A 14,602-nucleotide genomic window follows, 5' to 3' on the forward strand; every position below is an offset into this window, starting at 1 on the left:
GGAGAGGACATAATTATGGCAGTGGTATCTATTGTAATCGTTCTTGTGATAATTTTGCTTGCGGCAAATATCAGGATCGTGCCTCAGGCACATTCATTTATTGTTGAGAGACTCGGAGCTTACAAGGAGACTTGGGATGTAGGTCTTCACATCAAGGTTCCGTTTATAGACAGAGTGGCAAGACAGGTTGACTTAAAGGAGCAGTATTGTGATTTCCCGCCTCAGCCCGTTATCACTCAGGATAACGTAACAATGCAGATTGATTCAATCGTATTCTTCAGAATTTCAGACCCTATGGCTTTTGCATACGGTGTAAGAAATCCTATCGGAGCTATCGAGAACCTTACTGCAACAACACTTCGTAACGTTATCGGTTCACTTACACTTGATGAGACACTTACATCAAGAGACCAGATCAACGCACAGATGCAGGATGCGCTTGATATCGCAACAGATCCTTGGGGAATCAAGATCACAAGAGTTGAGCTTAAGAACATCAATCCTCCCGAGCAGATCCGTGACGCGATGGAGAAGCAGATGAAGGCTGAGCGTGAAAAGAGAGAGAAGATTCTTTTCGCAGAAGGTGAGAAGCAGTCACAGATCACTGTTGCAGAAGGTGAGAAGCAGAGTAAGATTCTTCAGGCCGAAGCTGATAAGCAGGCTACAATCCTCAGAGCTGAAGCTGAGAGAGAAAAGAGAATCCGTGAGGCTGAAGGTCAGGCTGAGGCTATCAAGAATATCCAGCAGGCTAATGCAGAGGGTATCAAGATGCTCAAGGAAGCAGGAGCAGATGAGTCTGTTCTTACACTTAAGAGCCTTGAGGCATTTGAGAAGGCTGCTGACGGACAGGCAACCAAGATAATTGTTCCTTCAAGCATTCAGGGTGTTGCGGGACTTGCAGGATCATTAAAAGAAATTGTAAAAGGATAATCATCTTACATGATGGATATTGCTGTATTTGCCGATATACACGGCAATCATTCTGCGTTGCAGGCTTGTATTGATTATACGATGGAGAGAGGAATAACGAATTTTATACTCTTGGGGGATTATGTGTCGGATTGCCCATATCCTCAGAAGACAATGGAACTTGTTTATGTTCTCAAGCAGTATTTTAATACCTGCATAATACGCGGAAACAGAGAAGAGTATCTTCTTAATTACAAGAAAAGGGGCGGAGAGGGCTGGAAGGCAGGTTCTTCCAGCGGAAGCCTTCTTTACACATATAATAATCTTACGGATAAAGATTTTGATTTTTTTGCTTCGCTTCAGAATCAGGGAATATATGAGATGCCGGGAATGCCGAAATTTCAGTATTGCCACGGTTCGCCCGAGAATACCAGTGAGGTGCTTATCAGGGAGAAGCGAAATACGAAGAGGATACTCGCGCATATGAACACGTCGCTCCTTCTTCACGGGCATGTGCATATTCAGGATGCATATGTTTACAGAGGGAAAAAAGCGGTTGGCCCCGGATCTATTGGTATTCCGTGGTTTCATGGAGGAAAGACGCAGTTCTGTATTCTTCACGGAAACGGGAAGACATGGGAAGAAGAGCTTATTCAGCTTGAATATAACAGGAAAGAAATCTTAAAGGAATTTAAGGAGTCGGGCCTTTGCAATATTGCACCTGCCTGGGCAGCACTTGCAATGCACACGATAAGGACGGGAGTAGATCTTACTGAAACAGTTATGCTCCGCGCCATGCGATTGTGCGAGCAGGAGCGCGGAGCAGTTAAATGGCCGGATATTCCGGAAAAGTACTGGGCTATAGCTCTTAAAGAGAACTATATCGATCTTGCGGGAAAAGAGATTCCGCATAAAACAAATTAAGTTGTTGTATCAATTGATACAGATGTGTCGGCGGCAGTAGTTTTACTGCCGTCTTTTTCATATTGTTTAAGCTGGTTATCAAGCCAGTTTGATTTGAATTTCTCGTATTTGTCTGTAGTAACTTTGCTTGTGTCTTTGGTATTTGATGTAGAAGTTACTTTCTTTGAATCTGTAGCCTTGTCGGGATCCGAAACAGAAACGTTTGCAGTGCTTCCTGTCTCGCGATATGCATCAAGTGCTGCCTGATTGCCGACTTTTTTCACATATGATTTCATAAGCGACCTGTAAGAGCCGTTTTTTATGCTTGAATAATCCGAAATAAGATTGCTCATATCGGACATGTAATTGTATGAGCCCGATAGACTGTTAAATATATTTGTGCTCATAACATTGCCCTCCTTGTACATGCGATACATCTGTAAACTCAAAACATCCATGTTTTGAAAGCGACATTTTCTTAACAGTATTATGTAATATAAGTGCCGTGGATGCAATTTATTTATTATTAAAAGAGTATGAAATAATTATGGCAGGTTTTAAGAGGGCAAATTATTGATATAAGAGGGCTCACATGGTAAGATGTTAATAGGAAGTTTATATAATTAATTTCCTAATAACGTAGCAGAAGAAACAGTAAAAGACAAAAGGGATATTTTTTTATTAATGACAAGAGAAGAGAGAACACAGCATGCACATGCTATAAGCGACAGGTATGTGCCAAGGATAAGTCCGGATGAAACAGAAACCATGAAGGAGATTAAAAAGCTCCCGATTCAGGATATTATTACGATTCATTCAAATGCGTGTTATGCAGTCGAAAAGGGATTGTTTGTAGGTATTAGCAAGGATACCTTAAAGAAGAAGGATGCGCACGCGGTCAGATTTGTTAAGGCAATAGATGTACTTAAGAAGATCATAATAGAAAGGCTTAAGTCAGCGGAATGTCTTTGGACGATTACAGACAGGATAACTCATTCGCCGTTTATCGATGACGGAAACAGGGTCTGGGTTTTTACGGAAAGAGAGTATGCCGATGAATGTGTCGGTTACTTTATGAAGCAGTTCAGAACAACATTTGAAGTAACTGAAATACCTCACAGCGATCTGTTAAGATTCTTTGGTATCTCGGCTTATATGCGCGGAGTGGAGGTTTTTCAGGTAGATATCCTGGCGTATTCTGCGATATCTATTAAGAGCGAAGAAATAATCCCGGCACCAGATTTTAGCAAGACGCCTGCAATAAACCGTCCTGTGATGAATCCGGATTTTTTCCGCTCGGTGGCAAAGTTCCAGGAAGAGCGCCTTTACAGTGCCGATTATGACGGAAAAAAAGAAATGCTTAAAAAGCTTGAAGAAGATATAGTCAAAGCATTTCGAAGTGCTTCGTTTCTGGTGCCTGTTAAAGGAATGGATCAGATTGCAAAAAGAATTGATGCAAAAGGTTCGGTGAAAAAGGGAACAAAGATTTCCATTCCCTGTCTTTCCAAAGGAAGCGGTAAGAATGAAACTAACGCAACTCCTGTATTTACCGACTGGGATGAGTTTAATAAGGTTTATTCCCAGGAAGAGTGGGGCGGCTGGATCTGGAAAGCATCGGATCTTATGGGCGCACCGGAGGATATGATTGTTGTTAATTCGGGATCGCTTGGTTTTGAGATGTCCAAGGGTATAATCAGAAAAATGCTCGGACGAAAGAAACTCATGTAAATATTATGAAGGTATATAAAAAAACTCCTGTCATTTGGAATTGGCAGGAGGTATTATTATGAGCTTTTTTGATGTTTTGACATTCAATTTTGGGAATGCTTTGTATCCGGACTTTCATCTTCGGCATCATTCGTAAGAAGTGTGTTTTTCATATATGAATAGTTGATGAGCCTCTCGGCGTACTGCTCCGCAATATTGTATGCAAAAGATATCTTTCGGATATTTGAATCAATATCGTGCATTGTTATGTTGATCTTGGCCGCCATCATGCGCACATAGCTTTTGTTGGCGGGATCGAGCTCCATTTCTTCAAATTTTGCCAGTAGTTCATTGATCTCTTTTCTGCAGCTTTCAAGTTCTTTTTTATGCGATATAAGTTCATCGTTGATGAATATTATTTTAGTTTCCATAGCATTTTCCAATCTTAGAGAAGATGTTTCTCTACATTTTTGTAAAATAAATGTTAATAAAATGATTATAAATAATTTTTTCAAATGATGCAAGAGTTTGTGCCATAAAAGTGGATTATAAGGCTGGAATATTTGCAAATAAAGGAGAGTACCTGGCATGGCGTGGTTGAGATTGATAATATTTTACAGTTATGTTAAAATTAACATATATAAAACGGGGCAAACATATAGCAATGTATGGGCGCAAAGTCGTAAATCTTTTATTATTTATATAAAGAGATGGTTTGACTGCAAAATAGCGGATTGATCTGCTGTTTGTGCGGTCTTTTTTGTTAGTTGGGGTTTTTGAAAGGGAGTTGGTTGTATGAAAAAAAGAATTTTGACATGTTTAATGGCAACAGTGCTGATGTTCGCGCTTTCCGGATGTGATGAGCTACCTGAAATAGAGGGGCTGCCCGAAATTGAGGGTTTGCCGGATATAGAGGAAGTATCCGATATAGGTGAATTTGTTGAGTCTTTTATCAATGATGAAAAGGATATTGATATAGAAGGATTATTTAGTGATAGCGGATCGGAGGATGCATCCGATGGAGCTTCGGGAGAAGATGCGGCTACGGAAGCAACTTCCGAGGAACCTGAGCTTCCTGCCGGTTCTTTTGAATACAATGGAAAAGTTGCTTCGATAAATGATGATATTGAAACGATACTGAGTGTTATCAGTACGGAAGATAATCAGACGGGCGATAATTCCGGAAATATCTATTATATTGATACCGATAGAATGATTCTTTTCACTGAAGAGGTTGATGGGGTAAAAAAGCCTGCGCAGCTTACGGTTCATGATGAGAACTTAAAGACTTCCAAAGGCATTTCCGTAGGAAGTACGGAAGAAGAGTTAAGAGCCGCTTATGGAGAACCTTCAAGTGAAGCTGATGAGGGAAGCCATATCATGAATTATGATTTCCAGGACTGTGGAATCACGTTTGCAGTAGATGACAAGGTTGTTGCGATTACGTATTTTAAGCCATAAAAAAGCATATGATGCAAAAACGAGAAAAAAAGAGAATATGAAAGAAAAAACGCGAATATAATAAATATGGTATTATATTCGCGTTTGCACATATAAAGCGAAGTCACTAATATATGTTCTTAGAGGTTAGCACTCAACTTAAAAGAGTGCTAACAATTAAGAAGATTATTCAAACCATCATATAAAGGAGGCATTTGTAATGAAATTACAACCACTTGCAGACAGAGTTGTATTAAAGCAGCTTGAAGCAGAAGAGACAACAAAATCAGGAATCGTACTTCCCGGAGCAGAGAAGGAGAAGCCTCAGCAGGCAGAAGTTATCGCTGTCGGACCCGGTGGAGTAGTTGACGGTAAAGAAGTTACTATGCAGGTTAAGAAGGGTGACAATGTCATCTATTCAAAATATGCCGGAACAGAAGTTAAGCTTGATGATGTAACATACATTATTGTTAAGCAGAACGATATTCTTGCTATTATAAAATGAGTGATATAGCAGACAGAGGTCAAAAAGTCATGTGCTTGCACATATGACTTTTTGACTTCGGGATGCGAACATACATGAGGAAGTAGGCAGATATGCCGGATTCCGAATGTATGTAGGATTGCGGGAGCGAAGCGGAGCAATCCGTATATCACGGAAAAATAAATAATATATTAAACGGAGGCATTTAAAATGGCAAAGACAATTAAGTACGGCGCAGACGCCCGCACAGCTATGGTGGAAGGCGTTAATAAGCTTGCAGATACAGTCAGAGTTACAATCGGACCTAAGGGAAGAAACGTAGTTCTTGATAAATCATACGGTGCACCTACAATCACAAACGACGGTGTTACAATTGCAAAAGAGATCGAGCTTGAAGATGCTTATGAGAACATGGGCGCTCAGCTTGTAAAAGAAGTTGCTACAAAGACAAACGACGTAGCAGGTGACGGAACAACAACAGCTACAGTTCTTGCACAGGCAATGATCAATGAAGGTGTTAAGAACCTTGCTGCAGGTGCTAACCCCATCGTACTCAGAAAGGGTATGAAGAAGGCTACAGAGTGCGCTGTAGAAGCAATCGGAAAGATGGCTACAAAGGTTAAGGGCAAGGATCAGATCATGAGAGTTGCCGCTGTTTCATCAGGAGATGATGAAGTAGGACAGATGATCGCTGACGCTATGGAGAAGGTTTCAAACGACGGCGTTATCACAATCGAAGAGTCAAAGACAATGCAGACTGAGCTTGACCTTGTAGAAGGAATGCAGTTTGACAGAGGATATATCTCAGCATATATGGCTACAGATATGGATAAGATGGAAGCAAATCTTGAAGATCCTTATGTACTTATCACAGATAAGAAGATCTCAAACATTCAGGATATCCTTCCTCTTCTTGAGCAGATCGTTAAGACAGGATCTAAGCTCCTTATCATCGCTGAGGATGTAGACGGTGAGGCTCTTACAACACTTATCGTTAACAAGCTTCGCGGAACATTCAATGTAGTAGCGGTTAAGGCTCCCGGATACGGTGACAGAAGAAAGGCTATGCTTGAGGATATCGCTATCCTTACAGGCGGTAAGGTTATTTCTTCAGACCTTGGCCTTGAGCTTAAGGATACAACACTTGATGATCTTGGAAGAGCTAAGAGCATCAAGGTAGAAAAAGAGAAGACAACAATCGTTGACGGTCTTGGAGAGAAAGATGAGATCGCAGCAAGAGTTGCTCAGATTAAGAAGCAGATTGAAGATACAACATCAGATTTCGATAAAGAGAAGCTTCAGGAGAGACTTGCTAAGCTTGCAGGCGGTGTAGCTGTTATCAGAGTAGGTGCTGCAACAGAGACTGAAATGAAAGAAGCTAAGTACAGAATGGAAGACGCTCTCAACGCTACAAGAGCTGCTGTAGAAGAAGGTATCATCTTCGGTGGTGGATCAGCTTATATCCATGCATCTAAGGAAGTTGAGAAGCTTGCAGCAAGCCTTGAGGGAGATGAGAAGACAGGTGCTAACGTAGTTCTTAAGGCACTTGAGGCTCCTCTTTTCCACATCGCTAACAACGCAGGTCTTGACGGATCTGTTATCGTTAACAAGGTTAAAGAGAGCAAAGTTGGCGTAGGCTTCAATGCATACTCAGAAGAGTACGTAGACATGGTTAAGGACGGAATCATCGATCCTGCCAAGGTTACAAGAAGCGCTATCCAGAACGCTACATCCGTTGCATCAAGCTTCCTTACAACAGAAGCAGCCGTAGCAACAATCAAAGAGCCCGCTCCCGCAATGCCCGCAGGTGGCCCCGGTATGGGAATGATGTAAGCGATAACGAGCAAAACTCGCCAAGCGCATAATCAATCGCCACGTAGTGGTCAAAATAAAAAAGAGAACTGCCCTCAAGCTTGCTTGAAAGGGCAGTTCTCTTTTTTATTTTGAAAAGCTCCGAAGGAGCGTGATTGATTATGCGCTTGATAGAGCTTTGCGACAACGGACGACAAGAGAAAAACACCACATCGTACTGATTATTTATAAGCAATGTACGATGTGGTGTTTTTCTCTTGTATAGGCGCTTGCACTATGCTATCATCGCATAACTGCTCGCATTCCCCAACTCACTTTCTTTTAATAATAAATCTCTTCATACTCCTCAACCGGTGTCTCATACGAATACTCATCATATTCCGTATTATCTGCATAATAATCATTAGATTCACTATAATCTACATCCTCACTATTCTCCGCAGAATAATCTTCAGTATCATCACTATCGTCCAGACCATAATTTATATCGTCTACAGAAGCATGCTTGGGATATGTACTCGTAACTTCTTTTCCCTCTTCGGCAGTCTTTAAATCTGCCTTAAACTGATCCCACTTTTCCGGATTTTTTACATAATACATCGGACACTCTTTTCCGGTAACTTCGTAATGCCTTATAACATGGTCCGTACTGAGATTAAATGTTGCTCTGAGCCAGTTTACAAGCTTTATCAGCGACTGGTAAGACTCATCTGTAAATTCGCCTGTGACATCCGGGTGGCATACCTCAATAGAAATGGTGTCTTTGTTTCTGTCGTTACTTGAAGCGGACTTTTCAGTGAGAGGAACGCACATTATTATCTCGCCATCCATTCCTACAACAAAATGTGAGCATACATCTGAATCCTGCTGGTTGTAGTAATCTCTGTTCTGCTGTGCGGTAGTCCTTGGATTACCAACATAATGAATAACAATATCATTTATGCCTTCAAGAATCACACCACTCCTTGATGGGTTGCCCTTATCTATAAGTTGAACATCTATCCAAGATGGAATTTTTGTCTCAGCAGCAATCTCAACATTACTTTTTTTGGATAATATTGTAAAAGCCTGTGCGCCGATAGCAATGAGTATAAGCAGTTCAATAAAAAGAATGATTACATTGCTTTTTAGTTTGCTCTTCTTTTTTGGAGCCGGATTTTTTGTTTGGCTTTTTTGACTGCTCTGAATAGGAGAGCGGTCGTGCCGGGGCTGTGCTTGTCTTTTTCTTTCTTCCAATATAGTTCTTATATTTTTGCTTTCGTTAAAGTTTATTATGCGATTGTTCGGCATAAATTGTACCGATTGAGCTACCATATGTCTGTTCATATTTTTATACTTTCTTTTGATGTAATAGTCTAAATAAATATGTTAAAGGGGTTTTAGAGTTTTAGTAATAGTGTATTAACACTCCTAGTACACTTATACCATGTTTTAGAAACAGTGTCAACGATTATCATTAAGAAAAATAAAAAACGAAATAATACACATCTTGACACGACCCTAAACTCGTAGTACTATACCCAAGGTCATATCAGTAATGACTCGACAGTTCGTTTGCACCATCCTGTCGTTAAACAAAACCAGGGCTGATTGGAAATAACATGTATTATCATGCATTCTGATAGCTCTGCGTACATTCGCAGAGCTTTTCTTATTTCATAGGAAATAGTTTTCTTTATTTCTGATTTTCCCTGCGCAAATATTTCATGTAGACATATTTTTATTAAAGAAAGGTCATAGAAAATGAATTTATTACTGGGCATTTTGGAACTTATCGTATGTTTTTCGGGAGTCCTTGTAATGGACAAGCTTTTTGGGAAGTGGGGGCTCTATACATGGATGGCACTTGCAGTTGTTTTTGCAAATATTCAGGTTTCCAAGCAGGTTGATATCGGAGGTATTTCAACGGCTCTTGGAAATGTCATGTTTGCTTCGACATACCTTACGACAGATATTCTCAATGAGAAGTACAGTGACAAAGCAAGCAAGAATGCTGTGAAGATCGCGGCGGCAGCGCTCATTGCCTATATTATCTTTGCGATATTCACACAGCTTTTTGTTCCGAATTCATATGATACGGTAGATGGTGCCATGAAGAGCATCTTTGCTATGTCTGTGAGAATTACGACAGCATCCGGAGTAATGTTTGTGTTATCAAACTGGGGGGACGTTATTCTTTATCAGAAGATTAAACAGAAGACCGGTGGAAAATATATGTGGTTCAGAAACAACATATCTACCATCCTTTGCAACTGCGCTGAGAACTTTGGATTTTCAATACTTGCATTTATTGGAACATTTCCGCTTTTATATTGTCTCGAAGTTGCTCTTGCGGGATCTGTCATAGAGATGCTTATCGCGGCCTGCGATACGCCGTTTTTGTACCTTGCGGGATATCTTAACCGTAAAAGCGGAATTCTTTTGGAAAAAGATGATGATGACGAGCAGGAGGCAGTTGCATGATCTACGATCTTGTGCGCTATCAGCTTGTAGATGAAAACACGAGCTCTATGAAAAGAGAAAATGTTTTATTGGTATCTCTTGGCTGTTCTTGGGGAAAATGTACTTTTTGCGATTATCAGGATGATAAATCCTCGTCAGTTCTTGCATGTGATTCGGTAAATAAAAAAGTACTCGCACAGGTAAAAGGAACAGAAGTTGGTTCGACGGTTCTTGAAGTTACCTGCTCGGCGTCATATACCGAGCTTCCGTTTACTACGATCAATTACATCAGGGAAACTTGCAGAGATAAGGGAATTAAGACAGTTATCCTTGAAGGACATTATATTTATAGAGATGCAAATCGCTTTTTCACCGAGTTTTTTGAGCAGGATGGTATTGACACGGTTTTTCGCTGTGGCGTTGAAACATTCGATGAGCATATCAGAGAAGATATCCTGCATAAAGGGCTTCCGGGGGTCACACCTGAGCAGATAGCACAGCATTTTCAATGGAGCAATATTATGTTCGGGATGGAAGGCCAGACTATCGAACAGCTCAAAAAAGATATTGAGATAGGACTGGAGTATTTTGACCGAGTTAATCTAAGTATATATACAACGGTAAAGAACGGGCCTGAGCGTGATGTTGACGCGATAGAAAGATTCTATAACAGCGATTTCTACAAAGAACTTAAAATGAATCCTGCAATTGATATCTACGATGAATGGGATGAAGGGAACGAGCACAAAGTGGGGCATGATATATAGATGATAGAGCCGCTCTATCAACAAACGGAGATAACTCATATGAGCTATCTCCGTTTTGTTTACAGTATACTTTAATTATTATTTTTTGTGATGCTATCAAAGATTTTTTGAATCTCGTCTTTGGGGAAGGCAGGAATCGAAGCTGCAATAACATCCAGAGATATTCCATTTTTTATCATGTTGATGGTTACTTCGTGGTATGCTTCATTTTTTCCTTCGATTATACCTTTGATTTTTCCTTTATTTTCATACATATCAAGTAATTCGTCCATAGTAGAATCTCCTTCTTTAAGTTTTCCTTGCAAACTTTTAAATCGTTTATCACCTGTGAGTACAGATAATAACTTAAGTAATTGATCCGGATACTCAATTTTATCCTTAAGTTCGTTGGGATCTTTGGTTCCGTTCATATGCTTGGCAAGTATCTTAAAATCGCTATTAAATAAATGATTAATTTGTTCGGTCGATGTGTGCGAGATATCAAATACGTTGATATGATAATCGCTTACATATTTGCTTAATTCTTTAGGAATGCTTAGTCTGTTTTTTAGATTTATTGGAGCATTCCAAGGCTCTTTTCCATAGTATAACACAATAGTTGTGACAGGGTATCTGATAGAATAATCTTTTTTAATCAGCTGACTCCTGTATGAAGCTCCGTCATAACCGATCACTCTTAGAACCATATCTTTATCTATTACCGTCTGATTTTCGATTCCGATTATAGAAAAGATGACGTTTTCTTTTGACCAACGTTTTACAATATCGCGTTCTTGTTCGTGGAGTTCACCGTCATCGGCTTTATATTGCGATCTGCACGGGATGTCTATCAGTTCGTTTTCGTGAACGGTCTGACGCCCTGCAAACAGTGTTCCGTTTACGATATCTGCAAATACCTTGTTAATCTCTTCAAAGTGTTTTTCTGCAATATCTTTGTTTCCCATATTTTCCTTTCAATGATGCATAAATTTGGCGAGTCGCCATGAAATCAGCAAAGAATGGTTGTTGAAAAACCTGCTGACTAAATTATGATAACAGATAAATCTTAAGAAATACCTGCGAAATTCCTTAAGATTTTATGTAGAAGAGAATGAGTATACAATATTTACGAGAAAATAGATGAAATCTTGTTTAAAAAAAGGAATATTCTGAATTTATAAAAAATTTACTGTTAATTATAGTTAAACTATAAGATAATAAAAACATACCGAAAGAGTGATATGCTGTTATAGTATGACAGCAAGAAATATCTGAATAAGAGGATAGCTTTGAAAGGAGACAGTATATGGAAGGTATGGACACTCAGGATATTCTGGGCGAACAGGATTTATCTAATGCAAATATTGACGATCTTTTGGCTGCTATGAAAGCAGAAGAATCATCGGCAGGATTTTTGCGCGAAGATGTTGGGACTGCAACGGATGTGGGGAATGCCGCTGCAATTGATGATGCGCCGATTGATGTGCTTAATGCAATAGCAGATGCGGCGCCTGATGCTCAGGACATTATTGAAGCTGATGCGGCTATGACTGAAGCATTGGAGGGTATTGCGACAGATGTACAATCGGAGGAGCTTGCTGAAACTTTGGGAGAAGGCGAATCTATTGATATTGAACCGATAGAAGAGTTATTGGATACAGAGGAAACTGCTGAGGAAGTAACAGATGAAGCTGTAGATGAAGCTAAGGAAGCAGAACCGGCTGTTGATGTCGATGCAATGCTTGCTGCAATGGCGGAAGCCGAGACAGCAACTGATGTTGATGCGATGCTTGCTTCGATGGCTGAGGCAGATGCTTCCGGCAATGCAGAGTCTGAAGAGGTGAACCTTTCAGAGGAAGAGGCGGCGATTATGGATGATTTAGAGGCTTTGGCGGCAGAGATACCTGAAGTTGATAACGCTGCAGAAGTGCCGATTACCGAGACTGCAGATAACAGCATTACAGAGGCACCCATAACTGAAATTACAGAAAATATGTCAGATGAGATTCCTATCACGGAAGCAACGGAGCCTATGCCTGAGTTTTCGGAAGTAATCTTGGATGAGCCTGTTATAGAAGAAGATAAATTAGAAACTCAGGAAATTCCTGATATAGAAGAAGCTATGCCTGAAGCACCGGCTGCTGAGGATGCGTTTCTTGGAGAAGTTGTTGCCAAAGAGGCAGCGAATGTCGAGAGCAGTTTGCCCGATCCCGCTGAGATGGATGCTCTTATGGACGCAATGAAGGAGCCTGAGAGTGATCAAACTATTACTGAAGATATTGGAGGAGACATGTCAGCTGACGAGATGAATAATTTGGATGAAGTTTTGAATGCGGAGGTGGATGCTCTTACAGAGGCAGTTGTAGAGGAAGCAGCAGCTTCTGCTTCTGATATGACTATGGCAGATGCCGTATCGGGAGATGTAAATCAGATCGAGAGCTTCCTTGAAAGCAACGGATATGAATATACTGCCGTTAAAAACGGTGAAGAGACTATCTTTGTTCTTAAGACAAGTGAGAATAATGCTCTGGCTATTACCTATGCTGATGGGGAATTCCAATCACTTGAGCCGGGATTTAGCAAGGATAATCAGCGCGGCTACGGAGATATCCTTACCGCGTATGTAGAAGATACAATCACATCAGGCGGCCGGTTTGAGATTAAGAGACATAAAGGCGGCAAGCTTGTATAAATAATAAGAAAAGTTACATATGATTTTTTCGGAGGCCCTGGCGAACATGTCGGGGTCTCTTTTTACTTGACTGTTTATTGTAAAAATGCTATCTTCTTGACTTAATACGTAGAGTTGCTTCAAAGGAAGGATTGACATCATGAGATTATTTACGCAATACAAGGGACTTAAAAGAGAAAACTACATTTTGTTTATAGGAAGGATAGCAACGAATCTTGGCGCGATGATCTGGCCGATTCTTACTATGATCCTAAACAAGAAGCTTGGAATGGATGCCACTGATACTGCGACGTTTTCGATAATCAGCGGATTGTTCTTCCTTCCGGCAAATATATGGGGCGGACATCTTGCGGACAAATTTAACAAGAAAAAACTAATAATATTTTGCGATATTATATCTATCATCCTTTATATCACAAGTGGTTTTTTACCGCTTTCCCTCTTTACAATATGTGTAATAATGGCGGGATCCTTTTTCCAGACACTTGAGCATCCTGCTTATAGTGCACTTGTTGCTGATATAACACCCAAGGATAAAAGAGAAAAAGCCTTTTCGCTGTTGTACCTCGGAAAAAATATCGGACTGATACTTGCACCGACAATCGCAGGATTTTTGTTTAACAACCACCTGCAATTGTGCTTTATCATAAATGGACTTGCAATATCAATTTCTACCGTTCTGATTGGACTTTTTGTGAAAGATAAAGGTTTTCCCAATAGAGAAGCCAAATCGAACGCTATGGTAAAGAAAACGGGCAATGAGACTATATGGAGTGCTATTAAAAGCAGCACTGCGCTTATTTTCTTTATTATAGCCATGTGTTTTCAAGAAGGGGCATATTCTCAGTTTGGATACCTTATGCCACTTGATATTTCCAAAGCTTATCCGGAAACCGGTGCGGCGATATATGGTTCGGTTGCAAGTTTGAATTGCATAATAGTAGTTCTTTTTACTCCGTTCATGACCATGCTGCTGGAAAAAGTATCTCTTGCAAAAAAATATATGATGGGAACAGTGTTTCAGGTGCTCAGCTTTGTTTCGTTCCTTCTGTCATTTGGTCTGATCGGGGGATATTATATATCAATAATTCTCTTTACTTTGGGAGAAATCCTGACGGCCACGGCTGTAGGCGCGTATCTGGCCGGAAAAGTATCTGCCGATCTTAGAGGAAGATTGTATGGTATTACAGATTTTGTTTCAGCATTTATAACCGGCATTGTGAAGTATTACAGCGGATACCTGTTTGATAATTGCGGACTTAAATATGCGTGGACATTTTCAATAATTATGGCAGCTGTTGCTGTGATCGCGGCGATTGCTGCGGTGAAAGCCGATAAAAAAGAGATTGTCGATTGTTATGACGAGTCTCGAATGGCAAGTTGATCAAATTGGGATTAAAATGTCAAAAAAGCATCTGGTCATATCAAAAAAACATAATCTGACTATTTCTATATAATCAGATTTGC

General features: G+C 40.2%; 14 protein-coding genes and 1 riboswitch. Of the genes, 10 read left to right on the forward strand and 4 right to left on the reverse strand.

Annotation, left to right across the window (positions count from 1 at the left end):
* The first annotated feature begins 15 nt into the window (after positions 1-15).
* Both BM398_RS10925 and BM398_RS10930 read left to right on the forward strand, forming a co-directional pair.
* The gene (locus BM398_RS10925; protein ID WP_175531916.1) at positions 16-930 is read left to right on the forward strand and encodes an SPFH domain-containing protein; all 915 of its coding nucleotides are present in this window, start codon (positions 16-18) and stop codon (positions 928-930) included.
* 9 nt (positions 931-939) lie between these two features.
* Positions 940-1,833, forward strand: coding sequence for a metallophosphoesterase family protein (locus tag BM398_RS10930; protein WP_092337706.1), 894 nt, complete (start codon positions 940-942; stop codon positions 1,831-1,833).
* Here the strand turns inward: BM398_RS10930 and BM398_RS10935 are convergent.
* Positions 1,830-2,219, reverse strand: coding sequence for a hypothetical protein (locus BM398_RS10935; RefSeq protein WP_026667004.1), 390 nt, complete (start codon positions 2,217-2,219; stop codon positions 1,830-1,832). The two genes, BM398_RS10930 and BM398_RS10935, sit on opposite strands and share 4 nt — an antisense overlap.
* 277 nt (positions 2,220-2,496) lie before the next feature.
* Here BM398_RS10935 and BM398_RS10940 point away from each other — a divergent pair, with 277 nt between their 5' ends.
* Complete coding sequence (locus BM398_RS10940; protein WP_092337707.1) at positions 2,497-3,540, forward strand: SseB family protein; 1,044 nt, start codon at positions 2,497-2,499, stop codon at positions 3,538-3,540.
* An 83-nt stretch (positions 3,541-3,623) separates the two neighbouring features.
* Here BM398_RS10940 and BM398_RS10945 read toward each other — a convergent pair whose 3' ends face one another.
* Positions 3,624-3,950, reverse strand: coding sequence for a hypothetical protein (locus BM398_RS10945; RefSeq protein WP_092337708.1), 327 nt, complete (start codon positions 3,948-3,950; stop codon positions 3,624-3,626).
* Between the two features lie 208 nt (positions 3,951-4,158).
* Positions 4,159-4,246: riboswitch (cyclic di-GMP riboswitch) on the forward strand.
* Between the two features lie 68 nt (positions 4,247-4,314).
* Between BM398_RS10945 and BM398_RS10950 the strand changes: the two genes are divergently transcribed.
* The 3 genes from BM398_RS10950 to groL all read left to right on the forward strand — a co-directional run bounded on the left by BM398_RS10950 (position 4,315) and on the right by groL (position 7,276).
* The gene (locus BM398_RS10950) at positions 4,315-4,980 is read left to right on the forward strand and encodes a hypothetical protein (protein WP_092337709.1); all 666 of its coding nucleotides are present in this window, start codon (positions 4,315-4,317) and stop codon (positions 4,978-4,980) included.
* 199 nt (positions 4,981-5,179) lie between these two features.
* A complete protein-coding gene (locus BM398_RS10955) occupies positions 5,180-5,464 on the forward strand; it encodes a co-chaperone GroES (protein WP_026654460.1) in 285 nt (94 codons plus the stop codon).
* A 189-nt stretch (positions 5,465-5,653) separates the two neighbouring features.
* Positions 5,654-7,276 (forward strand): chaperonin GroEL, encoded by a 1,623-nt coding sequence (gene groL, locus BM398_RS10960; RefSeq protein ID WP_026654461.1) that lies wholly within the window; start codon positions 5,654-5,656, stop codon positions 7,274-7,276.
* A gap of 300 nt (positions 7,277-7,576) precedes the next feature.
* Here groL and BM398_RS10965 read toward each other — a convergent pair whose 3' ends face one another.
* On the reverse strand, positions 7,577-8,491 hold the full coding sequence (locus BM398_RS10965) for a peptidoglycan recognition protein family protein (RefSeq protein WP_207648076.1): 915 nt from the start codon (positions 8,489-8,491) through the stop codon (positions 7,577-7,579).
* 507 nt (positions 8,492-8,998) lie between these two features.
* On the opposite strand from BM398_RS10965, the gene BM398_RS10970 reads away from it, so the two are divergent.
* Together BM398_RS10970 and BM398_RS10975 are read left to right on the forward strand one after the other, a co-directional pair.
* Entirely contained in the window at positions 8,999-9,718 is a 720-nt protein-coding gene (locus tag BM398_RS10970) for a queuosine precursor transporter (protein WP_092337710.1), read from the forward strand.
* Entirely contained in the window at positions 9,715-10,464 is a 750-nt protein-coding gene (locus BM398_RS10975; RefSeq protein ID WP_092337711.1) for a radical SAM protein, read from the forward strand. The genes BM398_RS10970 and BM398_RS10975 overlap by 4 nt, the downstream gene beginning before the upstream one ends.
* A gap of 71 nt (positions 10,465-10,535) precedes the next feature.
* Here BM398_RS10975 and BM398_RS10980 read toward each other — a convergent pair whose 3' ends face one another.
* The gene (locus BM398_RS10980) at positions 10,536-11,408 is read right to left on the reverse strand and encodes an Rpn family recombination-promoting nuclease/putative transposase (RefSeq protein ID WP_092337712.1); all 873 of its coding nucleotides are present in this window, start codon (positions 11,406-11,408) and stop codon (positions 10,536-10,538) included.
* A gap of 341 nt (positions 11,409-11,749) precedes the next feature.
* Here BM398_RS10980 and BM398_RS10985 point away from each other — a divergent pair, with 341 nt between their 5' ends.
* Positions 11,750-13,135: a hypothetical protein gene (locus tag BM398_RS10985; RefSeq protein ID WP_092337713.1), complete on the forward strand. Its 1,386-nt coding sequence runs from the start codon at positions 11,750-11,752 to the stop codon at positions 13,133-13,135.
* Between the two features lie 139 nt (positions 13,136-13,274).
* Positions 13,275-14,519: an MFS transporter gene (locus tag BM398_RS10990; protein WP_092337714.1), complete on the forward strand. Its 1,245-nt coding sequence runs from the start codon at positions 13,275-13,277 to the stop codon at positions 14,517-14,519.
* The last annotated feature ends 83 nt before the right edge of the window (positions 14,520-14,602 follow it).

The sequence above is a fragment of the Butyrivibrio sp. M55 genome (assembly GCF_900116865.1).
Classification (GTDB): domain Bacteria; phylum Bacillota; class Clostridia; order Lachnospirales; family Lachnospiraceae; genus Butyrivibrio.

Excerpts from the sequence above, each read along its gene's own strand:
- BM398_RS10970 (WP_092337710.1), top strand. The coding sequence starts at position 8,999 with ATGAATTTATTACTGGGCATTTTGGAACTTATCGTATGTTTTTCGGGA.
- BM398_RS10925 (WP_175531916.1), top strand. The coding sequence starts at position 16 with ATGGCAGTGGTATCTATTGTAATCGTTCTTGTGATAATTTTGCTTGCG.
- BM398_RS10930 (WP_092337706.1), top strand. The coding sequence starts at position 940 with ATGATGGATATTGCTGTATTTGCCGATATACACGGCAATCATTCTGCG.
- BM398_RS10950 (WP_092337709.1), top strand. The coding sequence starts at position 4,315 with ATGAAAAAAAGAATTTTGACATGTTTAATGGCAACAGTGCTGATGTTC.
- groL (WP_026654461.1), top strand. The coding sequence starts at position 5,654 with ATGGCAAAGACAATTAAGTACGGCGCAGACGCCCGCACAGCTATGGTG.
- BM398_RS10940 (WP_092337707.1), top strand. The coding sequence starts at position 2,497 with ATGACAAGAGAAGAGAGAACACAGCATGCACATGCTATAAGCGACAGG.
- BM398_RS10990 (WP_092337714.1), top strand. The coding sequence starts at position 13,275 with ATGAGATTATTTACGCAATACAAGGGACTTAAAAGAGAAAACTACATT.
- BM398_RS10975 (WP_092337711.1), top strand. The coding sequence starts at position 9,715 with ATGATCTACGATCTTGTGCGCTATCAGCTTGTAGATGAAAACACGAGC.
- BM398_RS10945 (WP_092337708.1), bottom strand. The coding sequence starts at position 3,950 with ATGGAAACTAAAATAATATTCATCAACGATGAACTTATATCGCATAAA.
- BM398_RS10955 (WP_026654460.1), top strand. The coding sequence starts at position 5,180 with ATGAAATTACAACCACTTGCAGACAGAGTTGTATTAAAGCAGCTTGAA.
- BM398_RS10980 (WP_092337712.1), bottom strand. The coding sequence starts at position 11,408 with ATGGGAAACAAAGATATTGCAGAAAAACACTTTGAAGAGATTAACAAG.
- BM398_RS10985 (WP_092337713.1), top strand. The coding sequence starts at position 11,750 with ATGGAAGGTATGGACACTCAGGATATTCTGGGCGAACAGGATTTATCT.
- BM398_RS10935 (WP_026667004.1), bottom strand. The coding sequence starts at position 2,219 with ATGAGCACAAATATATTTAACAGTCTATCGGGCTCATACAATTACATG.